This is a genomic window from Geobacillus sp. JS12, assembly GCF_001592395.1.
Classification (GTDB): domain Bacteria; phylum Bacillota; class Bacilli; order Bacillales; family Anoxybacillaceae; genus Geobacillus; species Geobacillus zalihae.
Window position 1 is genome coordinate 2,978,758 of sequence record NZ_CP014749.1, and the last position, 21,975, is coordinate 3,000,732.

The 21,975-nt window shown below is 54.4% G+C and carries 19 protein-coding genes; 2 read left to right on the forward strand and 17 right to left on the reverse strand.

The genetic code is table 11. The features are described from left to right. Nucleotides 1-18: 18 nt before the first annotated feature. From fsa to A0V43_RS14615, 3 genes are all read right to left on the reverse strand, one after another. Nucleotides 19-660 (reverse strand): fructose-6-phosphate aldolase, encoded by a 642-nt coding sequence (gene fsa, locus A0V43_RS14605; protein ID WP_011232852.1) that lies wholly within the window; start codon nucleotides 658-660, stop codon nucleotides 19-21. Between the two features lie 75 nt (nucleotides 661-735). Next, nucleotides 736-1,599, reverse strand: coding sequence for a class II fructose-bisphosphate aldolase (locus A0V43_RS14610; protein WP_011232853.1), 864 nt, complete (start codon nucleotides 1,597-1,599; stop codon nucleotides 736-738). 342 nt (nucleotides 1,600-1,941) lie between these two features. Beyond that, nucleotides 1,942-2,304, reverse strand: coding sequence for a response regulator (locus A0V43_RS14615; RefSeq protein ID WP_013146624.1), 363 nt, complete (start codon nucleotides 2,302-2,304; stop codon nucleotides 1,942-1,944). Nucleotides 2,305-2,427: 123 nt separating this feature from the next. Here A0V43_RS14615 and A0V43_RS14620 point away from each other — a divergent pair, with 123 nt between their 5' ends. Continuing rightward, on the forward strand, nucleotides 2,428-2,949 hold the full coding sequence (locus A0V43_RS14620; RefSeq protein ID WP_063193455.1) for a DUF2529 domain-containing protein: 522 nt from the start codon (nucleotides 2,428-2,430) through the stop codon (nucleotides 2,947-2,949). A 179-nt stretch (nucleotides 2,950-3,128) separates the two neighbouring features. On the opposite strand, the gene A0V43_RS14625 is transcribed toward A0V43_RS14620, so the two are convergent. The 10 genes from A0V43_RS14625 to A0V43_RS14665 all read right to left on the reverse strand — a co-directional run bounded on the left by A0V43_RS14625 (nucleotide 3,129) and on the right by A0V43_RS14665 (nucleotide 17,464). Next, nucleotides 3,129-4,724 carry a CTP synthase gene (locus A0V43_RS14625; RefSeq protein WP_020754390.1) on the reverse strand — a complete coding sequence of 532 codons (1,596 nt, stop codon included), beginning with the start codon at nucleotides 4,722-4,724 and terminating at the stop codon, nucleotides 3,129-3,131. A 160-nt stretch (nucleotides 4,725-4,884) separates the two neighbouring features. Continuing rightward, nucleotides 4,885-5,442, reverse strand: a complete 558-nt coding sequence (rpoE, locus tag A0V43_RS14630) for a DNA-directed RNA polymerase subunit delta (protein WP_063193456.1) — start codon at nucleotides 5,440-5,442, stop codon at nucleotides 4,885-4,887. 375 nt (nucleotides 5,443-5,817) lie between these two features. Next, nucleotides 5,818-9,078 carry a fused isobutyryl-CoA mutase/GTPase IcmF gene (gene icmF / locus A0V43_RS14635; RefSeq protein ID WP_063193457.1) on the reverse strand — a complete coding sequence of 1,087 codons (3,261 nt, stop codon included), beginning with the start codon at nucleotides 9,076-9,078 and terminating at the stop codon, nucleotides 5,818-5,820. A 17-nt stretch (nucleotides 9,079-9,095) separates the two neighbouring features. Next, a complete protein-coding gene (locus tag A0V43_RS14640) occupies nucleotides 9,096-9,728 on the reverse strand; it encodes a TetR/AcrR family transcriptional regulator (RefSeq protein WP_011232859.1) in 633 nt (210 codons plus the stop codon). Between the two features lie 285 nt (nucleotides 9,729-10,013). Beyond that, nucleotides 10,014-11,156 carry an acyl-CoA dehydrogenase gene (locus A0V43_RS14645; RefSeq protein WP_060788151.1) on the reverse strand — a complete coding sequence of 381 codons (1,143 nt, stop codon included), beginning with the start codon at nucleotides 11,154-11,156 and terminating at the stop codon, nucleotides 10,014-10,016. 325 nt (nucleotides 11,157-11,481) lie between these two features. Further along, on the reverse strand, nucleotides 11,482-12,627 hold the full coding sequence (locus tag A0V43_RS14650; protein ID WP_014196972.1) for an acyl-CoA dehydrogenase: 1,146 nt from the start codon (nucleotides 12,625-12,627) through the stop codon (nucleotides 11,482-11,484). A 233-nt stretch (nucleotides 12,628-12,860) separates the two neighbouring features. Next, on the reverse strand, nucleotides 12,861-13,712 hold the full coding sequence (locus tag A0V43_RS14655) for a 3-hydroxybutyryl-CoA dehydrogenase (protein ID WP_013146630.1): 852 nt from the start codon (nucleotides 13,710-13,712) through the stop codon (nucleotides 12,861-12,863). 12 nt (nucleotides 13,713-13,724) lie between these two features. After that, nucleotides 13,725-13,916 (reverse strand): hypothetical protein, encoded by a 192-nt coding sequence (locus A0V43_RS19380; protein WP_128578044.1) that lies wholly within the window; start codon nucleotides 13,914-13,916, stop codon nucleotides 13,725-13,727. A 116-nt stretch (nucleotides 13,917-14,032) separates the two neighbouring features. After that, nucleotides 14,033-15,211 carry an acetyl-CoA C-acetyltransferase gene (locus A0V43_RS14660; RefSeq protein ID WP_063193458.1) on the reverse strand — a complete coding sequence of 393 codons (1,179 nt, stop codon included), beginning with the start codon at nucleotides 15,209-15,211 and terminating at the stop codon, nucleotides 14,033-14,035. A 156-nt stretch (nucleotides 15,212-15,367) separates the two neighbouring features. Next, on the reverse strand, nucleotides 15,368-17,464 hold the full coding sequence (locus A0V43_RS14665; RefSeq protein WP_063193459.1) for a heterodisulfide reductase-related iron-sulfur binding cluster: 2,097 nt from the start codon (nucleotides 17,462-17,464) through the stop codon (nucleotides 15,368-15,370). Nucleotides 17,465-17,798: 334 nt separating this feature from the next. Here A0V43_RS14665 and cls point away from each other — a divergent pair, with 334 nt between their 5' ends. Then, nucleotides 17,799-18,989, forward strand: coding sequence for a cardiolipin synthase (gene cls, locus A0V43_RS14670; protein WP_063193460.1), 1,191 nt, complete (start codon nucleotides 17,799-17,801; stop codon nucleotides 18,987-18,989). Here cls and A0V43_RS21050 read toward each other — a convergent pair. From A0V43_RS21050 to A0V43_RS14690, 4 genes are all read right to left on the reverse strand, one after another. Beyond that, on the reverse strand, nucleotides 18,970-19,284 hold the full coding sequence (locus A0V43_RS21050; protein ID WP_442899696.1) for a XapX domain-containing protein: 315 nt from the start codon (nucleotides 19,282-19,284) through the stop codon (nucleotides 18,970-18,972). The genes cls and A0V43_RS21050 overlap by 20 nt on opposite strands. A 78-nt stretch (nucleotides 19,285-19,362) precedes the next feature. Further along, on the reverse strand, nucleotides 19,363-21,036 hold the full coding sequence (argS, locus tag A0V43_RS14680) for an arginine--tRNA ligase (protein ID WP_063193461.1): 1,674 nt from the start codon (nucleotides 21,034-21,036) through the stop codon (nucleotides 19,363-19,365). 4 nt (nucleotides 21,037-21,040) lie between these two features. After that, on the reverse strand, nucleotides 21,041-21,472 hold the full coding sequence (locus tag A0V43_RS14685; RefSeq protein WP_063193462.1) for a YwiB family protein: 432 nt from the start codon (nucleotides 21,470-21,472) through the stop codon (nucleotides 21,041-21,043). Between the two features lie 125 nt (nucleotides 21,473-21,597). Next, nucleotides 21,598-21,975, reverse strand: coding sequence for a cytochrome-c oxidase (locus A0V43_RS14690; RefSeq protein ID WP_128578045.1), 378 nt, complete (start codon nucleotides 21,973-21,975; stop codon nucleotides 21,598-21,600).

The window sequence follows — 21,975 nt, forward strand, 5'->3', positions numbered from 1 at the left end:
GAGGCAAACGGCTTACTTTCATTTTTGCCGATTCCAGTCGGCGAGAAACTTCTCAATTCCTTGATCGGTCAGCGGATGGTTGAACAATTGCATAAGCACCTTGTACGGAACCGTGGCAATATGCGCCCCGCGCAACGCCGCTTCCGTCACATGGTGCGGATGGCGGATCGAAGCGGCGATGATTTCCGTTTCAATGCCATGAATGTTGAAAATCTCAGCGATGGTGGAAATGAGCTCTAAACCGTTATGGCCGATGTCATCGAGGCGGCCGAGGAACGGAGAGACGTACGTCGCGCCGGCGCGTGCGGCCAAGAGCGCCTGGTTGGCGGTGAACACAAGCGTCACGTTCGTTTGAATCCCTTTTTCGCTGAACGCCTTGACTGCTTTTAAGCCTTCCGGCGTCATCGGAACTTTGATCGTAATGTTCGGGGCGATTTTCGCCAGCTCTTCTCCTTCCGCGATCATGCCAGCGGCGTCGGTCGAAATGACTTCAGCACTCACCGAACCAGAAACGATCGATGTAATTTCGCGCAACCGATCATGGAACGATACGTTTTCCTTCGCCACGAGGCTCGGATTGGTCGTGACGCCGGCCAAAATGCCGAGTTCATGGGCGTGTTTGATTTCTTCCAAGTTGGCAGTGTCGATAAAAAATTTCATGCTGAACCCTCCTTGTTATTCGTTGCACATGCAAAGGCAGCCGCGCGGCGGCCAAACGCCGCCCGCGAAGCCGATTCATCGCGCTGCTTTTCCGGACGAGCCAAACTCGCGCATTTTGCCGATGACCGTCGCTTTGATGGCATCGCGGCCCGGGCCGATGATTTTGCGCGGATCATAGACGTTCGGGTCTTTCGCGAGCAGTTCGCGGACGACTTTGGTAAACGCCATTTGGTTTTCGGTATTGACGTTGATTTTCGATGTGCCAAGGGAGATCGCGCGTTGAATTTGTTCGGTCGGAATGCCGGTGCCGCCGTGGAGCACAAGCGGAACGCCGGTTAAATCGCGGATTTGCTCCATTTCGGCAAATCCGAGCTTCGGCTCTCCTTTGTACGGGCCGTGCACAGAACCGAGCGCCGGGGCGAGACAGTCGACGCCTGTCCGTTTGACAAGCTCTTCGCACTCTTTCGGGTCGGCGTAAATGATCCCTTCTCCGACGACGTCGTCTTCCTGCCCGCCGACGATGCCGAGCTCCGCTTCGACCGAAACGCCGCGCGCATGAGCATATTCAACGACTTGCGAGGTGATGCGGACGTTTTCTTCAAATGGATGGTGGGAGGCGTCAATCATAACCGAGGTGAACCCGGCGTCAATCGCCGCTTTGCATTTTTCAAAGCTCGATCCATGGTCGAGATGGATGGCGACCGGAACGGTGATGTTCATGTCTTCCATTAACCCTTTGACCATATTGACGACCGTTTTGAATCCGCTCATATAGCGGGCCGCCCCTTCGGAGACGCCGAGAATGACCGGCGATTTTTCCTCTTCGGCCGCCGCTAAAATGGCTTGCGTCCATTCCAAGTTGTTGATGTTGAATTGGCCGACCGCATATTTGCCGCGCAGCGCCTCGTTCAACATCTCTTTCATTGATACTAACGGCATGGTTCCATCCTCCTTAGCTGATCGTCGTCTTTGTCGCCATGACGGTGGTTGAATCCATCGGCGCAAAATGCATCTACGTTTATAAGCATATCAACTTGCCGGCAAAACGGCAACATTTCCACCCTTTCATCTCCGAAAGACGACAGCGTCATCCATACTCATTGCTTCGCTTTCTTTACCAAAGGAAAGCCGCTCATCGATGGCGCTGTCTAGAAGGATGATGCCATCAAAAAAGCAACTCAGCAGCCTCCCTTCTCAAGTGAAGAAACCTTGTCAAATTGGCTCTTTTCTCCCGATGAACTTCCATCGGTTCCACAAAAATAATCGTTTTTCACCGTCCTCCTAAGCGGTAATGTATTTTTTGACGGCAACGCGCAAATCGTCAATATCAAACGGCTTGGCAAAATGCATCAGCGCCCCGAGCTCTTTCGTTTCTTGAATCATATCGAGCTCCCCGTAGGCGGTCATGATGATCACCTTAATATCCGGATCAATCTCTTTCAACCGTTTTAAAATTTCAATGCCGTCCATGCCAGGAATTTTCATATCCAGAAGCACAAGATCGGGGTGATGTTTGCGGGCGATTTCGAGCGCCTGCATGCCGTTGGCGGCCTGATACGTTACATACCCCTCCCGCTGAAACACTTCGTTGAGCAAAATGCGGATGCCATATTGATCATCGACAATTAAAATTTTGTTTCCCACCGTTATGCACCTCTATTCCCTGTTTTCTCCCTATTAATGTTTCGCATTTGGCAAACCCATTTCCTGCTTGCTTTTCTTGTTGTTTGCCGATTTTGTATAATAGCGGCGAAGGGAGGCCGAACCGTGAAAATTTTAACGACGCAAACGATCGGATTGTTGCAAAAAATCGCCGCGGACGAAGAGCTGGCGCTCGAAGACGGGGCGCGTCTGCTCGCTCAGGCCGCCATCGGTGATGGGTGCATTTGGCTGTATGGCATCGGTGAACTCGATGCGGTCGTCACCGCCGCGCTTCTTGGCCCCGATCCGCTGCCGAAAGCCAAACGGCTTGAGCCGACAGCAACCGATGACTGGCAGGAAACGGACCGAGCGCTTCTATTTGCCCGCTTTTCCAATGATGCTGAGGCCATTCGCCTCGCCGAACAGCTGCAGGCGCACGGCGTCGATGCAGTGGCCGTCGCGGCGCTCGTCAAGGATGAACCCGGACTGGCCGATATGGCCACCGTCTTTATCGACAGCAAACTTTCCCGCCCGCTCGTGCCGACCGAAGACGGCCGCCGCATCGGCATGCCGACGATCATCACCGCTTCATTCATCTACTACGGACTGCGCGTGTTGCTCGATGAAATTTTGGCGGAATATGAATAACAGCCGCCATGAAAACGAGCGCTCTCCCGCCGGCTGAAGGCAAAGAGGTATAGAAACCGCCCAAAAAACGGCGCCTGATCAATGGGCATCGTGCTTGACAAGATGAAAAATATCCAAAAAAGAAAGGGGCTGAACCCAAAAGGCCGTTCTACGGCTTTTTTGGGACAGCCCCTTTTTCGTCACTCTTTCAGCGACGCTCTGACAAACTCGCGGAACAACGGCTGCGGCCGCGTCGGGCGCGAGGTGAATTCCGGGTGGAATTGCGCGGCGACGAACCACGGATGATCCTTGAGTTCGATCACTTCAACCAACCGTCCGTCCGGACTCGTGCCGGAAAAGACGAAGCCGTGCTCTTCCATGATCGGCCGGTATTGGTTGTTGAATTCGTACCGATGGCGATGGCGCTCGTAAATGACTTCATCGCCGTAGGCGGCGTAGGCAAGCGTCCCTTCCTGCAGCTTGCACGGATACAAGCCGAGGCGGAGCGTGCCGCCTAAATCTTCGACATCCTTCTGCTCCGGAAGCAAGTCGATGATCGGATGCGGCGTGTTCGGGTCAAACTCGGACGAATGGGCGCCGGACAACCCGACAACATGGCGAGCAAATTCAATCGAGGCAAGCTGCATTCCTAAACAAATGCCCAAAAACGGCACGCGCTGCTCGCGGGCGTAGCGGATCGCCTCAATCTTCCCTTCGACCCCGCGGTCGCCGAACCCGCCCGGAACCAAAATGCCGTCCGCATCTTTCAACAGGTCGGCTACATTGTCACGCGTCACATGCTCCGCATTGATCCACTGAATATCAATGTCGGTGTCAAACGCATACCCCGCATGACGGAGCGCCTCCACAACAGAAATATAGGCGTCCGGGAGCTCGACGTATTTGCCGACCAAAGCGATTTTCGTCGTTTTCGATAAGTTGCGCACTTTCTCGACGAGCGCTTTCCATTCGGTCATATCCGCTTCGCCGCAGTTGAGGCGCAAATGTTCGCACACGATTTGGTCCAGTTTTTGTTCTTGAAGCATAAGCGGGACCGCATACAGCGTGTCGGCATCGCGCGCCTCGATGACCGCTTTCGGATCAATATCGCAAAAGAGGGCGATTTTCTCTTTCATTTCCTGCGGCATCGGCATTTCCGTGCGCACGACGATGACGTTCGGCTGAATGCCGAGGCTGCGCAATTCTTTCACGCTGTGCTGCGTCGGCTTCGTTTTCATTTCCCCAGCCGCCTTGATGTACGGCACAAGCGTGCAGTGGATGTACATGACGTTTTCGCGGCCAACGTCGCTTTTGATTTGGCGGATCGCTTCTAAAAACGGAAGCGATTCAATATCGCCGACCGTGCCGCCGATCTCCGTAATGACGACATCGGCGTTCGTCTCTCTTCCGGCCCGGAAGACGCGCTCTTTAATTTCGTTGGTAATGTGCGGAATGACTTGCACTGTGCCGCCGAGGTAATCGCCGCGGCGCTCTTTGCGGATGACGGCGGAATAAATTTTTCCTGTCGTCACGTTGCTGTATTTGTTTAAATTAATGTCGATGAACCGTTCATAATGCCCTAAATCCAAATCCGTCTCTGCACCGTCGTCCGTGACAAACACCTCGCCGTGCTGATACGGGCTCATCGTCCCCGGGTCGACGTTAATGTACGGGTCAAATTTTTGGATCGTCACGTTCAACCCGCGGTTTTTCAACAAACGTCCAAGCGAAGCCGCCGTAATCCCTTTCCCGAGCGAGGAAACAACGCCGCCCGTCACAAAAATGTATTTCGTCATTTTGTCTTCCCCCTTGCCGAAATTGCGGTAACAGTTTCAGTGTTTGCGAAAGGCGCAAATAAAAAACGCTCCGCTTACCATACGTAAGGGAGCGATCAATTTGTTCGTTTTCAAGAGCCCAACACACATTGTACCGGGTTCCCCTGGCAAAGTCAAGCGGTTATTCGTCTTCCTCCGGCTCTTCGAGATCGAGCTCTTCATCAAGCGGCGCATCGTCCAGCTCAAACTCTTCATCGCCGAGAATGTCATCGTCAAACGCGACATCTTCATCTAGATCGAATTCTTCATCTTCCAAGAGCTCATCTTCATCAAGCTCGAGCTCTTCCTCATCATATTCATCCAAATCGTCGTAATCGAGATCTCCATCTTCAAGCAGCTCGTCGTATTCATCGTATTCATCGTCAAGCGCTTTTTTCTTCTTCTTCGGCTTGACGATCGTCACCGTTTCGTCTTCTGTCTGGTCAAACGGATACCATGCGCGCAATCCCCAGACGTTTTCTCCAACGCAAATAAACCGGCCGTCGATGTTTAAATCGGTGTAATATTGGGCCAGCCGCGCCTCCATCTCTTCTTCCGATATGCCGGCCAGCGCTGCTGCTTCACGAACGAGTTGATCAAACGGCAGCGCCTCCCGCTTGTCAAGCAAAATGAGGTTCGCCAGCTCGACGAACGACATCTCCTGCAATTCCTCCGGCGAGTATTGCTGCTGCAGGCTCAAGTTCAGCACTCCCCTTCTATATTAATGAAACAAATGAATGCAAGTGGAATACATACCATTCATTATAAACAAATTGTCGGGGTTTATGCTACCCATTTGCCGAAAAAAGCAAAGGAGGGCAGCCTTGCGGCGAGGGCGGCCCTCCTTCCGACATATTCGTGATGTCCACATCTGTTTGGTCACACCGCTTCGCTTTTTCCGTACGAAACCCATTCGTCTTCATCTTCTGGCCCCATCCGCGTTCCGTGCGTTTCGCCTCCAGCGAACCGACAGCCGCTGCCTATCATTCTACCGATCTGCTAAAGTTCAACGGGCCGTTATCCATTGTGATCGAGGCCGTCCATCGAAAGCTGTGAACAACGGAACGCGCTTGAATTACATATTCCGCCGGTATTGTCCGCCGACTTCGTACAAGGCGCGAGTGATTTGTCCAAGGCTGGCGACTTTCACCGTTTCCATCAATTCTTCGAAAATGTTGCCGCCGCTTGTCGCCACTTGCTTCAGCCGTTCAAGCGCCGGACCGGCTTTGTCTTTGTTCCGCTCTTGGAATTCGCGCAAGTTGCGGATTTGCGTCTCTTTTTCTTCATACGTCGCCCGGGCGAGCTGAATGTTGTTCAGCTCCTCTTCTGACGGTGGATTCGGGTTCAAGAACGTGTTGACGCCGATGATCGGCAGTTCACCGCTATGTTTCTTCGTTTCATAGTAAAGCGATTCGTCTTGAATTTTGCCGCGCTGGTATTGCATCTCCATCGCCCCGAGCACGCCGCCGCGGTCGTTGAGCCGTTCAAACTCTTGCAACACCGCTTCTTCGACCAAATCGGTCAGCTCTTCAATGATGAACGACCCTTGGAGCGGGTTTTCGTTTTTGGTCAAGCCAAACTCTTTCGTGATAATGAGTTGGATCGCCATCGCCCGACGGACCGACTCTTCGGTCGGTGTCGTGATCGCTTCGTCATAGGCGTTCGTATGCAGGGAGTTGCAGTTGTCATAAATCGCCAGAAGCGCCTGCAGCGTCGTGCGGATGTCGTTGAAATCGATCTCCTGCGCGTGCAATGAACGGCCGGACGTTTGGATATGGTATTTCAGTTTCTGGCTCCGTTCGTTGGCGCCGTATTTTTCGCGCATGACGATCGCCCAAATGCGGCGGGCGACGCGGCCGATGACCGAATACTCCGGATCGAGGCCGTTGCTGAAGAAAAACGACAAGTTCGGCGCAAAATCGTCAATGTGCATGCCGCGGCTCAAGTAATACTCGACATACGTAAAGCCGTTCGCAAGCGTAAACGCCAGCTGCGTGATCGGGTTCGCCCCCGCCTCGGCGATATGGTAGCCGGAGATCGACACCGAGTAGTAGTTGCGGACGCGGTGCTTGATGAAATACTCTTGAATGTCGCCCATCATTTTTAAGGCGAAATCAGTCGAGAAAATGCACGTGTTTTGCCCTTGGTCTTCCTTCAAAATATCGGCTTGCACCGTGCCGCGCACCGTTTGCAGCGTCCATTCCTTCACTTGTTCGTACTCTTCCGGCGTGAGCGGGCGGCCAAGCTCGGCTTCCTTTTTCTCGACTTGCTGGTCAATCGCCGTATTCATAAACATCGCCAGCAAAATCGGAGCCGGACCGTTGATCGTCATCGACACGGATGTGAGCGGGTCGCACAAGTCAAACCCTTTGTACAGCTTTTTCATATCATCAAGTGTACAGACGCTGACGCCGCTTTCCCCGACTTTGCCAAAAATGTCCGGCCGCCAGTCCGGGTCTTCGCCATAGAGCGTCACGGAGTCAAATGCCGTGCTAAGCCGCTTCGCCTTATCTTCTTTGCACAAGTAATGGAAGCGGCGGTTCGTGCGCTCCGGCGTCCCTTCGCCGGCAAACTGCCGTTTCGGGTCTTCGCCTTGGCGCTTGAACGGGAAGACGCCGGCCGTATACGGGAACGAGCCAGGGACATTTTCTTTATACACCCAGCGCAAAATCTCTCCGTAGTCTTTGAATTTCGGCAAGACGACTTTCGGAATGTCCAAACCGGACAACGTTTTCGTCGTCAGTTCGGTCACGATTTCTTTATCGCGCACTTTCGTGACCAATTGTTTTGCCGCATATTTCGCTTTCGTTTCTTCCCATGTCGCCAAAATGCGCTTCGATTCCGGCGTCAATTTCGCCTCATAATCCGCTTTGAGCGTCTCGAGCGCGCGGATCACGTCTTTAGCTTCGCCTCGTTCCTTCGCCGCTTCGATGGCCCCTTCGATTTGGAAGAGGCGTCGGGCCACCCCGACTTGCTGCTCGGCGCGGCGGTGGTACGAACGGACCGTTTCCGCGATTTCGCGCAAATAGTAGCGGCGCTCGTTCGGAATGATGACATTATGCTTTTCGACATTGGCGACCGTTTTCAAGCTTGTTTTCCAATTCGTTCCTGCTTTTTGATTGATCGTATCCACAAGCGCGACAAAAAGCGTATTCGTGCCCGGGTCGTTAAACTGGCTGGCGATCGTGCCGTACACCGGCATTTCCGAAACATCGCGGTCAAACAGCTGATGGCTGCGCTGATATTGTTTTTGCACTTGTCGTTTTGCGTCTTCTGACCCTTTGCGCTCGAATTTATTAATGACAATCAAATCGGCATAATCGATCATGTCGATTTTCTCAAGCTGCGTCGGCGCACCGAACTCGCTTGTCATGACGTACATCGACACGTCGCACACTTCGGTAATGGCGGCGTCGCCTTGGCCGATTCCGCTCGTTTCAATGATGACAAGATCAAATCCGGCCGCCTTGACAACCGAAATGGCGTCGCGAATCGCCGGCGACAACTCGGAGCGGGAATGGCGCGTCGCCAAGCTTCTCATGTAAACGCGCGGCGAGTTGATCGCATTCATCCGGATGCGGTCGCCCAACAGCGCCCCGCCCGTTTTTTGCTTCGTCGGGTCGACGGACAAGATCGCGATTTTGATATCCGGAATTTCGTTTAAAAAGCGGCGGACGAGCTCATCGGTGAGCGAGCTTTTCCCAGCCCCGCCTGTGCCGGTGATGCCGAGCACCGGCACGCGCTTCTCGAGCGCCTTCACTTGTTCAATGGCGGCTTCCGCCGCCGCGGCCGCCTCTTTGTTGTCCGCCTCAGCGCGATATTCGCACAGCGTGATGAGCCGGGCGATCGCCTGCACATCGCCGGACGGAAGCCGCTCCAGTTCATCGGTCACCGTCGTCACGGTCGGAAAATCGCACTCTTCAAGCATGACGTTGATCATCCCTTGCAAGCCGAGGCGTCGGCCATCTTCCGGCGAGAAAATGCGGGCGATGCCATATTCGTGTAGCTCTTTGATTTCCCGCGGGATGATGACGCCGCCCCCGCCGCCGTAAATGCGGATATGGGACGCCCCCCGCTCTTTTAGAAGATCGTACATATATTTAAAAAATTCCATATGCCCGCCTTGATACGAGGAGACGGCAATGCCTTGCACATCTTCCTGAATGGCGGCATTGACGATTTCCTCCACCGAGCGGTTATGGCCTAAATGGATGACCTCGGCGCCGCTCGCCTGCAAAATGCGGCGCATAATGTTGATTGAGGCGTCATGGCCGTCAAACAAGCTCGATGCAGTCACAAAGCGGACGTGATGCTTCGGACGGTAAATGTGCGCCATCGTTTCTTCTCCCCCTTTTAGACTCGCTGTTTCTCCATAATCCCCTTTAATAAAAACTCGGTTTGCAGTTCGATATATTCATCGAGTGTATACATTTTCCGCAGCACCCAACGGCGGAACGCCCACATTTGCCCAAGAACGACGATGTTGTGGGCAAACAGGCGGATTTCGCTTTCAGAAAGCTGCAGCGCCCCGCTCTCAACGCATGCGCGCAAAATATGTTCGAAAATCGCCGCCATATCGAGTTCTTTATTCAACACATACGGCAGCGATTCTTTGCTTAGCGCTTTCACTTCTTGATACATGACAAGCACTTCATCATCGAGTTCATCAACAACGCGGAAATAGTGGGCAATGGCGCGCCTCAGCCCTTCGATCGTGCCATGGTGGGCACCGAGGTCTTGTTCCGTCCGCTCCCGCACTTCGTCGTAAATGCGGTCGCACACGAGATAGAGGACGTCTTCTTTCTTGCGGATGTACTCGTACAACGTGCCGATGCTGAAGCCGGACGCTTTGGCGATCTCCCTTGTCGTCGTTTGGTGGAAACCTTTTTGTTTAAACAAGGAAATCGCGCCTTTGATCATCTCATTGCGCCGTTTTTTCACGAGCTTTTCGTCTTTGACCGATGCAATCACTTCCCGTTTTTTCATGTTCGTTATCTCTCCCCCATTCCCATTTGACGGCGGGGCGCCGCCCCGCCCCATGCCGATCCGTGCGCCCTTCCCCAAAGCGCCAAGCCGCCGTTCAGATCCAAAACCATTGAAATGACGCACAATGTTTCAATCGAGCGCTAACACGAATGAGTGGACGCGCAATGTTTAATTGCGTGTCAACACGAATGAGTGGACACGCAATGTTTAATTGCGTGTCAACACGAATGAGTGGACACGCAATGTTTAATTGCGTGTCAACACGAATGAGTGGACACGCAATGTTTAATTGCGTGTCAACATGCGCGAAATGACAAGGCGTTGGATTTCTTGCGTTCCTTCGTAAATTTGCGTAATCTTCGCGTCGCGCATAAACCGCTCGACCGGGTAGTCCTTCGTGTAGCCGTTGCCGCCGAAAATTTGCACCGCCTCGACCGTCACTTTCATCGCCGTGTCGCCGGCAAACAGTTTCGCCATGGCGGATGCTTTGCCGTACGGCAAGCCATTCGACTCCAACCATGCCGCTTGATAGGTCAAGAGCCGCGCCGCTTCAATGGCCGTCGCCATGTCAGCGAGCTTGAAAGCGATCCCTTGCTGCTCGATGATCGGTTTGCCGAACTGGACGCGCTGTTTCGCATAGTCCACCGCCGCATCCAGCGCGCCCTGGGCAATGCCGACCGCTTGGGCGGCGATGCCGTTGCGGCCGCCATCGAGCGTCATCATGGCGATTTTAAACCCTTCTCCTTCTTGACCGAGCAAGTTTTCTTTCGGAATGCGGCAGTCTTCAAAAATGAGCTCCGTCGTCGGCGACGAACGAATGCCGAGTTTCTTTTCCTTTTTGCCGAACGAAAAGCCCGGCGTTCCTTTTTCTACGATAAAGGCGCTGATCCCTTTATGCCGCTTTTCCGGATCGGTGACGGCAAATACGACGTAAATTTCCGCTTCGCCGCCGTTGGTGATCCATACTTTCGAGCCGTTTAAAATGTAGTGGTCCCCATCTTTTACCGCACGCGTTTTCATCGAGGCGACATCCGACCCCGCCCCCGGCTCGGACAGAGCATATGCCCCTAGTTTTTCCCCAGTCGCTAAGGCGCGCAAATACTTCTGCTTTTGTTCTTCGTTGCCGAACTTGTAAATCGGCCAGCTGGCAAGCGATATATGCGCGGAAAGCGTCACCCCGGTCGAGGCGCAGACGCGCGACAGCTCCTCAACGGCAATGACATAGGCCAAATAATCGCTGCCAATGCCGCCGTATTCTTCCGGCCACGGAATGCCTGTTAAACCGAGTTCCGCCATTTTGTTGAAAATGCCGCGGTCAAACCGCTCTTCTTCGTCTCGCTCAGCGGCAGTCGGCGCCACTTCGTTTTCGGCAAATTCGCGCACCATTTTTCGCAGCATTTCATGTTCTTCGCTCAATCGAAAGTTCATCGTTTCATTCCCCCGTTTTCCTATATATCCGAAATCCTCGTCCCCCGTGCCAGCGTGATCACCGTTTTCCAAAAACAGACAACGAATCGTTGTTGGGAAAAGAGAATAGGATCGCTCCGGCTGCACAACAAAACGCAGCAAATGACAGAGCCCCGTGTTTATGCCTCGATCCTTGAAAGCGGCGTTGTTCGGTCTTCCTTCACGCTAAGGCGTGAAGGAGGCAAGCCTGTGGCTTGCCTTCGACAGTCGAAAATGGACAAACCACTTTTCCGCCAAGGATATGTTAAGCTTCTTTGTTTGCATCTATATGGTTCGGATTGGTTCATCAGCATGCCTGGCACAAATGTTTGCTGATGACGATGCGCTGAATTTCGCTCGTTCCTTCGTAAATTTGCGTAATTTTCGCGTCACGGAACAGCCGCTCGACCGGGTAGTCTTTCGTGTAGCCGTTGCCGCCGAAAATTTGCACCGCCTCGATGGCATTGTCCATCGCTGTTTGTGAAGCGAAGAGCTTCGCCATCGACGCCTCTTTTCCGCACGGCAGCCCTTGCGCGCGCAGCCAAGCGGCGCGATAGACGAGCCATTTCGCCGCTTCCGCCGCCGTCGCCATATCGGCAAGCTTGAAAGCGACGCCTTGCTGCTCGATGATCGGTTTGCCAAACTGCACCCGCTCTTTCGCGTAGGCGACGGCATGTTCGACTGCCGCCTCCGCGATGCCGAGCGCTTGGGCGGCGATGCCGATCCGACCGACGTCAAGGTTGGCCATCGCGATTTTAAATCCTTCCCCTTCCTGACCGAGCAAGTTTTCCGCCGGCACTTCGGCGTCTTCAAACGTAATGGTCACCGTCCGCGACCCGTGCAGCCCCATCTTCTTCTCATCTTTGCCAATCGACATCCCTGGCGTCCCTTTTTCCACAATGAACGCGGAAATGCCGCGGCTTCCGGCTTCTTCCGGATTCGTGCGGGCGAAGACGATGTACGTATCTGCCTCCCCGCCGTTGGTGATGAATATTTTTGAGCCGTTTAGCACATAACGATCTCCACGGCGCACCGCTTTCGTCTTCAAGCTTTTCGCATCCGAGCCGGCGCTCGGTTCAGTAAGGCAAAACGCCCCCAAGTACTCACCTCGGGCGAGCTTTGTCACGTATTTTTGTTTCTGCTCTTCGGTGCCGAAATACAAGATCGGATTCGTGCCGACCGACGTGTGCACGGATAAGATGACACCGACGGTCGGGCTCACTTTCGAAATTTCATGAATGGCGATGATGTACGAAACAAAGTCCATACCCGCGCCGCCATATTGCTCCGGGACAGTGATGCCCATTAGGCCGAGTTCGGCCATTTTCGCTAAAATCGGACGCGGAAACTCCCCTTGTTCCATGCGCTCGACAAATGGGGCGATCTCCGCCGCGGCGAACTCGCGCACCATTTGCCGCATCATTTCCTGCTCTTCGGTGAAGCGAAATTCCATGAAATGGCCTCCTTCCGATGTCGCTGACACAATGGTGTTTTCAGGCGCTCCTCCGCTCCATGAGGCAGCCAGCAGGCAGCTGAACGATTCTATAGATTTGCCTTATAGGCTGTAAAACAGCGTTCCCGCATGCACCTAACGTGCGGCGTTACGGTCGGCAGACAGCATAGCGGGCGCCGCCCCACGCACATTGCGGCACGCTTCGGCGTTGTCCTGGAGCGACGCCAAGCGGTTTATTCATACGTGTAAAATCCGCGGCCCGTCTTGCGGCCGAGCCAGCCGGCTTTCACATATTTGCGCAAGAGCGGGCATGGGCGGTATTTGTCATCGCCGAACCCCTCATGAAGCGTTTCCATAATGTATAAGCACGTATCGAGCCCGATAAAATCAGCGAGCGTCAGCGGACCCATCGGATGGTTCATGCCGAGCTTCATCACTTCATCGATGGCTTCTTTGGTCGCCACCCCTTCGTACAAGGCGTAAATCGCTTCGTTGATCATCGGCATGAGGACGCGGTTCGAAATAAAGCCCGGAAAGTCGTTCACTTCGACCGGCACTTTGCCGAGCTTGCGGGCAACGGCTTCGATCGTTTCATACACGTCATCAGCCGTCGCCAATCCGCGGATAATTTCGACGAGCTTCATCACCGGCACCGGGTTCATAAAGTGCATGCCGATCACTTTCTCTGGCCGTTTCGTCGCGGCGGCAATTTCCGTAATCGGCAGCGACGACGTGTTCGACGCTAAAATCGTCTCCGGGCGGGCGAGCGCATCGAGCTCGGCGAACAGCTTTGTTTTCACGTCCATGTTTTCGACGACCGCTTCAATGACAAGATCCGCTTTGGCGGCGGCATGCAAGTCGGTCGAGCGGGCAAGCCGCGCGAGCGCTGCGTCTTTGTCCGCCGCTGTCATTTTCCCTTTTTCCACTTGGCGGGCGAGCCCTTTTTCGATGTTGGCGATTCCTTTGTCTAACTGCGCCTCGCTAATGTCGTACAAAAACACTTGATAGCCGGCGACAGCGCATACTTGGGCGATTCCTGACCCCATCTGTCCGGCGCCTACGACCATGATTGTTTTCACATCCATCTTCTGTTCCCCCTATCGTCCGCTTTGCGTTTCCTGTTCCGCGCTCAAACTCATATGCCTCACTGCCGCCAGCAGCCAATGGCAACCGGTCTTTGCATCGTCATCACAACAACCCCTGCTGTCAACCGTTGATGCCGCGGCTGTTGCGGCAATGAGCAACGTGCCGCGCGCTGCGACAGAGACAGCAGCGGCATGCCGCACCATGGCGCGATGCCTCATGACGCAACGCTTGAGGCAGACGGTCACACGCCGCATCCTATGCCTTGGCGCAACACTGGAAGGCGACGGCGGCATGCCGCTTGCCCGCCGCGCCCCGCTCGTTATACCTCGACCAAGATGGCGTCGCCTTGGCCGCCGCCGCTGCAGATGGCGGCGATGCCGAGGCCGCCGCCGCGGCGTTTCAGCTCATAAATGAGCGTGAGGATGATGCGTGCGCCGCTCGCGCCGATCGGGTGGCCGAGGGCGACAGCGCCGCCGTTGACGTTCACTTTTTCCGGGTCAAGGTCAGCGATTTGGATAGCAGCAAGAGCAACAGCGGCAAACGCTTCGTTTATTTCGAACAAGGCAATGTCGTCGACCGTTTTTCCCGTTTTGCGGAGCAACTCGTTGATGACAAGTCCCGGCGTTTTTGGGAAATCTTTCGCCTCAACGGCGATGGCGGTGTGGGCGACAACAGTCGCGAGCGGCTCAAGCCCCTCGCGGGCGGCGCGCTCCTCGCTCATCAAGACGAGCGCCGCGGCGCCGTCGTTGACGCCCGGGGCGTTGCCGGCCGTGATCGTTCCTTCCGGGTCAAACACCGGCGGCAGTTTCGCCAACGCTTCAAGCGACGTGTCTTTGCGCGGCGCCTCGTCGTGTTCGACGACAAGCGGCTCTCCTTTGCGCTGCGGAATCGAAACCGGCACGATCTCTTCCGCGAGCCGACCGGATTCGATGGCGGCAATGGCTCGCATATGGCTGCGGTACGCCCACTCATCCTGCGCCTCGCGTGTAATGCCAAGTTCACGCGCTGTATTCCCGCCATAAACGCCCATATGGACGCCGGTAAAACTGCATGTCAAGCCATCATACACCATTAAATCCTTCACCGTGCTGTCGCCCATTCGCAGCCCCCAGCGCGCTTTCGGCAGCACGTACGGGGCGTTGCTCATCGATTCCATCCCGCCCGCGACAACGACATCGGCATCGCCTAAGCGGATGAGCTGATCCGCGAGCGTCACGGCGCGTATGCCCGATGCGCATACTTTATTGACCGTCTCGGTGCGAACATGCCACGGAATGCCGGCATGGCGCATCGCCTGCCGCGATGGGAGCTGTCCTTGTCCGCCTTGCAAGACGGTGCCTAAAATGACATGATCGACTTGTTCCGCGCTCACGTCCGCGCGGGCAAGCGCTTCTTTCACGGCAATGCCGCCGAGTTCTGACGATGACAGCGCTTGCAAGGCGCCGCCCAATTTTCCAAACGGGGTGCGCGCCCCGCTGACAATCACTGTTTTTCCCATATTCCTCTCCCCTTTTCATCGGATAAGAAAGCGATTACAAAACACAGACTGAACGCTCGCTCGATCGCGGTGCGAAAGAGAAGGCGTACCGCTGTACACCTCCTCTTCCATTATACTTATTATTTTAAAAAATAGAAATTGTCTATGCAACTATTTTTATGATGCTGCTTCCTCTTTTTCCTCGCCAAACACCGATTTCGCCAACAATTCAGCGACATCGTACGTCGCAACGCGGTCTTCCACTTCCTTGGCCTTCGTGCCGTCTGACAACATCGTCAAACAGTACGGACAGCCGGAGCTGATGACCGTCGGATTGACAGCGAGCGCTTGCTCCGTGCGGGCGACGTTGATCCGGTTGCCGGTCGTCTCTTCCATCCACATGAGGCCGCCGCCGGCGCCGCAGCACATTCCTCGCTCGCGGTTGCGCTCCATTTCAACAAGCTCGACGCCCGGGATGGCGCGCAAAATTTTCCGCGGCGCGTCATAGACGTCATTGTAGCGTCCTAAATAGCACGAGTCATGGAACGTAATGCGTTCATTCACCGGATGTTTCGGCACGAGCCGCCCTTCTTCGATGAGCTTGGCGAGCAGCTCGGTATGATGATACACTTCGGCCTCGAACCCAAAATCCGGGTACTCATTTTTGAACGTATTGTAAGCGTGCGGGTCGATCGTCACGATTTTCTTGACGCCCGCTTTTTCAAATTCTGCGATGTTGTTCGTCGCTAATTCTTGGAACAAAAACTCATTTCCTAACCGGCGCGGCGTATCGCCCGAGTTTTTCTCCTTGTTGCCTAAAATCGCGAACTTGACGCCTGCTTCGTTCAACAGCTTGGCAAAAGCAAGGGCGATTTTTTGGCTCCGGCTGTCATACGACCCCATCGAGCCGACCCAGAACAAGTACTCGATTTCCTCTCCCGCTTTCGCCGCCTCTTTGACGGTCGGCACATGCACATCATCGCGCAGCTCGCGCCAGTTCTCCCGCTCTTTTCGGTTCAAGCCCCACGGATTGCCTTGGCGTTCGATGTTCGTCATCGCCCGCTGCGCGTCCGGGTTCATCCGTCCTTCCGTCAGGACAAGATAGCGGCGCAAGTCGATGATTTTATCGACATGCTCATTCATGACCGGGCATTGGTCCTCACAGTTGCGGCACGTCGTACAGGCCCAAATCTCTTCTTCGGTGATGACATCGCCGATTAAGCTTGGCATTTCGATCGTCGCCGCCTGCTCCGACGCCGCGGCGAACGCGAGCTGATTGCCCCTTGTATGTTTGAAAGCGAACGCGGGCACCCACGGCGTGCGCGACGTGACGACCGCCCCTTTTTCCGTCAAATGGTCGCGCAATTTTAAAATCAAATCCATCGGCGACAACATTTTCCCCGTGCCGGTCGCCGGACACATGCTTGTGCAACGGCCGCACTCGACACAGGCGTACAAGTCGATCAATTGCTTTTGCGTGAAATCCTCAATTTTGCCGACGCCAAACGATTCTTGGCTTTCGTCTTCAAAGTTGATTGGCGCCAGCTTCGGCCGCGTCAGCCGGCTGAAAAAGACGTTGATCGGCGCAGCGATCAAATGGGCGTGCTTTGATTGCGGCACGTACACGAGGAACGTGAGCAAAATCAACAGATGCACCCACCAGGCAATAAAGAAGAGCACCGCAGCCCCCGTTTCGCCGACCCAGGAAAACGCGGCAGCAATGAGCGAAGCGACCGGCTCGCTCCATGTCGCTTCTTCGCCGTGCCAAATGATGCTCATCCCGTTGCCGAACAACACCGACAGCATGAGCCCGGCGATGAAGATGAGGACAAGCCCAGCTTTCAAGTCGCGCTTTAAACGGACGAGCTTTTCAATGTAACGGCGGTAAAAGGCGGCGAGCACCGCGATCAAAATAAGCAAAGTGACGATTTCTTGGAAAAACGTAAATCCCGCATACAGCGGCCCAAGCGGCAAATGCGCCCCCGGCGCAAGCCCTTTGATGATGAAATCAATCGCGCCAAATTGGACGAGAATAAAGCCATAGAAAAAGACGACGTGGATCAGTCCGCTTTTTTTGTCCTTGAGCAGCTTTTTCTGGCCGAACACGTTGACCCAGATGTTTCGCAGCCGCTCTTTTACTTTGCGGTCAAACTCGACTTTTTTGCCGAGTTTGATGTACATCGCCCGCGTTTTGACGACATAGGCAAACAAGTGAATCGCGTAAGCGGTTACAAGCAAAAACGCGAGCCAGTTCACCACCAACAAGGCATTCATCTTCTCTCCCCTTCCCCCGTTTTTCGAGCGAATGTGTTGCCATAACAAAAGAAATTTTCAGAATTCGCTTTATGTCTATTGTACAAATGAATGAGCATTCAGTCAATAACCTTTTTTCATCCCAACCGTGAAAACTTTCCCTTGGCAACGGAGCGATCGCGGGGAATCATCGATTTGTTCAGCCCTCTATAGACTCCCTTGACGAAAAACATTCATCAATATGGAAATTTGATTCATTTGGAGTTTGGGTATGTTCACGGTAGATGCAATTTGAAACGTTTTGCGCGTTCTCGGGCACATTAATACATACCGAATCGACATAGGAGGAGAAGATATGGTCGTCATTTCCGTCATTGCCATCGTATTGCTGCTCGTTTATCTTGATGACAAGCTTGGACAGTTCATCTTCCGCAATGGGCGCAAAAAAGTCGTCTACCCGGAGCGGAGAAGCGATATTTCCCTCTATATCAACGGCAGGCATTTATTTTCTGATTACTTCGCTGAACTAGGCCGCGCCCGCGATCATATTCACGTCTTGTTTTATATTATAAAAAATGACGAAACGAGCGCGCCATTTTTCCAGATTTTAAAGGAAAAAGCAGCTGCCGGCGTGAAAGTGCGAGTGTTGACCGATTGGGTCGGCAGCTTTGGACTGCCGAAAGCGCTCATCCGTTCGCTCGAGGAAAGCGGGGTGGAGTTCGCCTATGCCCGAAAGCCGCGCTTTCCGTTTTTCATTTACCGCCTCAACCGCCGCAACCATCGGAAAATTACGGTCATCGACGGGCGGGTCGGCTACATCGGCGGCTTTAACATCGGCCGCGAATACAACGGAAAAGACGCCAACTTCGGCGAATGGCGTGATTACCACTTAAAAGTGAACGGCGAAGGGGTTCACGACTTGCAAGAACAGTTTTTGCACGACTGGGAAGAAGCAACGGACCGGACAGTGCCTGACAAACATCGCTACTTCCCGCCGCTTCCGGCCGGCGCCATTCGCCATCAGCTCGTCGCCACCAACGGCGCTGCCCTTGAAGAACAGTTTATCGAGGTCATCCGCCAGGCGAAAAAAGAAATTATGATCGGCAGCCCATACTTCATCCCAAGCCGGCCGCTGTTTAACGAGCTGATGCAAGCGCTTCGGCGCGGGGTGCGTGTGACCGTCCTTGTGCCGCTGAAGGCGGACCATTTATTTGTCAAAGAGGCTGCCTATCCGTACTTTTATCGACTCTTGAAAGCCGGCGCGCGCATTTACCGCTTTTACCAAGGATTTTACCATGCCAAAACGCTCGTCATCGATGAGGAGTGGTGCAACGTCGGCACAGCCAATTTCGATCGGCGCAGCTTGTTTTTGAACGGCGAAATCAACTGCTATGTATTCGACCGCGCGTTCACGCAGGTGGTCAAGCGGGCGATCCAACGCGACCTGACGCGCGCCGAGCCGCTGACGCTCGATTTTTGGCGGAAGCGTTCGCTCCTTGACCGCGGCAAACAGTCGATTTCCCAGCTCATCTCCGCCTGGCTTTGACCGGTCCGAAATTCCATTTCCCTCGCAAACAACAGAAGAAGCAAAAAACCCGGCCAGCGCTTCCGGCGGCTTGATGCTGCCAAAATGGCGCCAACCGGGTTTTGTTCCCCGTTTGATCATGCAAGTGCTTACTTCCAAAACACCGTGAACCATTGAAACAACCGCATGCCGAGATACACCCCGACGATGCCGGCAATGCCGGCCAACGCCGGGGAGCGGGAATCGGCAACCGAAGCAAGGTGAACAAAAAGCCGACGATCATGCCTGTCAGAAGCGACAGCACGATTTCTTTCATGAGATTCGTCCTCCACTGTTCGTTTTTCTTTAGAATGCCCAAAAAAGAGGGGCGCTCTCCGCTCTCCCCCTCATTCCTTTACATTTGTTCCGGCGCTGAAACGCCAATGAGCGCTAACGCATTTTGCAGCGTAATTTGCACCGCCTTGACAAGCGCGAGGCGGGCTTTTGTTTTTTCGATGTTGTCCAAATCAAGCACTTTTTCCGCGTTATAAAAGCTATGGAGCGCCGAAGCCAGCTCAAACGCATAGGCGGTGACGCGGTGCGGCATCCGCTTGAGCGCTGCCTCGGCGACGACGTCCGGGAAGTCGCCGAGCACTTTGAGCAGCTCGATTTCTTTTTCCGTCTCCGCTAAATGATGCAAAGCGAGGCCGCCTTCGTACGACACGTTTTGCTCTTCCGCCTGGCGGAGAATGCTTGAAACGCGGGCGTGCGCATATTGGACGTAGTAAACCGGATTTTCATTCGACTGCGACACGGCCAAGTCCATGTCAAAATCCAAATGCGTATCGCCCGAGCGCATCGCAAAGAAGTAGCGGACGGCATCGACGCCGACTTCTTCCATCAGCTCGCGCATCGTCACCGCCTTGCCGGTGCGCTTGCTCATTTTGACGCGCTCGCCGTTTTGGTATAAGTTCACCATTTGGATGATTTCGACTTCGAGCGCTTCCGGATCGTAGCCGAGCGCAGCGATCGCCGCCTTCATGCGCGGAATGTAGCCGTGGTGGTCCGCTCCCCAAATGTTGATGAGCTTTTTGAACCCACGCCGCAGCTTGTCTTGATGGTAGGCGATGTCCGGAAGCAAGTACGTATATGTGCCGTCCTGCTTAATTAAGACGCGGTCTTTGTCGTCCCCAAACGCCGTCGAACGGAACCATGTCGCCCCGTCCTGCTCGTAAATGTAGCCGCGCTCACGCAAAGTGGAAAGCGCTTCGTCGATTTTGCCGCTTTCATAGAGCGATGTTTCCGAATACCAGACGTCAAACGGCACACGGAAGTCGGCCAAGTCTTTTTTGATTTTTTCAAGCTCATAGCGGAGCCCATAGTCGCGGAAAAAGGCAAGCCTCTCCTCTTCCTCCATTTCGACAAACCGGTCGCCGTACTCTTCGGCAAGCTTTTTGCCGATTTCGACGATATCGTCGCCGTAATAGCCGTCCTCCGGCAACGGCATATCGACACCGAGCGCCTGAAAATAACGGGCTTCGACCGATTTCGCTAAATTGTAAATTTGCTTGCCGGCGTCATTAATATAGTATTCACGCGTCACGTCAAACCCGGCTTTCGCCAAAATGTTGCAAAGCGAATCGCCGACCGCTGCGCCGCGGGCATGGCCTAAATGCAAGTCGCCGGTCGGGTTGGCCGAGACGAACTCGACTTGCACTTTTTCCCCGTTGCCGACGTTCGATTCGCCGTACGCTTGTCCCGCCTGCAAAATCGCCGGCACAACGGCTGTCAAATAGCGGTTGTCCATATAAAAGTTAATAAATCCTGGCCCTGCTACCTCGATGCGCTCAACCGACACCCGCTCACGGTCGAACTGCCCAACAATGGCCTCAGCGATCGCCCGCGGCGGCTTTTTCGCAATGCGAGCAAGCTGCATGGCGATGTTCGTCGAGTAATCGCCATGCGCCTTGTCGCGCGGCACTTCCAAGAGCACTTCCGGAAGCTCTTCAGCAGTTGCCAAACCAGCCTTGACTGCCGCCTGGCGAATTTCTTCTTTCAGCTGTTCTTTCATTTGTCCGACAATGTTCATCGGCTTATACCCCCTTAAATGTCAACGTCAACGTATGGCGCCCGCTCCGCTCGTTTTGCAAGAAAAGCTCGTAGGAGAGAAAGAGCCGCCCCCGCTTCCGCTTATCGTCATAGTGAAACTCGATCGCATCCGTTTTCGCCGCCATCGCCCACCGCCCAAACACCGTTCCGTAATGGCCCGGCGTTTCTTGCCGGCGGCGGAACGTTTGCCGCATCTCGACCGCCCCGGAGCGAATGACGGCGACTTCCTCAGTCGAGATTCTCACCGTCGTTTTCACCCGCCCCAGTTCGTTTTCCTCCTCAAACTGCAAATAGCCTGTTTCCCCTTTTATGTAATACACCCCGTCCGCCTCAAGCACGACCGTCTCCTGGCGCGCCCTTTCGCGGATGACCGTCACTTGGCGAAGGCGCACCGGAATGCCGTTTCGTTCCTCCATGGATGAACACACCTTTGCGAGCAAAACAGTCATAACATTAAGTATAAAGAACTGCTCGGCTCGATTCAAGGGGCGAGGAAAAGAGAAGGCCCAAAGCAAGCGCTTTGAGCCTAGTCATATCCGCTTCACGATGAGAGGCGAACGTGTTGCAGCACGGCAATGGCAAAAGAAATGACGCCGAGGACAACAAGCACCCCGCCAATCGCTGTCACCGGCACGAACGCTTCGTTGCCGTAAACGACGAAAATGAGACCGATCATCATGACCGGCAGGCCGATATTGTGCAGCCAGAAATGCACTTTCGCCCATTTCGTCGCCGCCGCTTGTGGAAATAAATGATAGATGATGCCAGCAAGCGTCAAGGCCGTCCAGCCAAGCAAGTTGATATGGACATGGACCGGGGTCAGCGCAAACGAATGGGTCATCGACATGCCAAGCCCAATACAGACGCCAATGACAAAGTACACAACGGAAATTTTGATCAGCTTCACGCCCATCTTCAT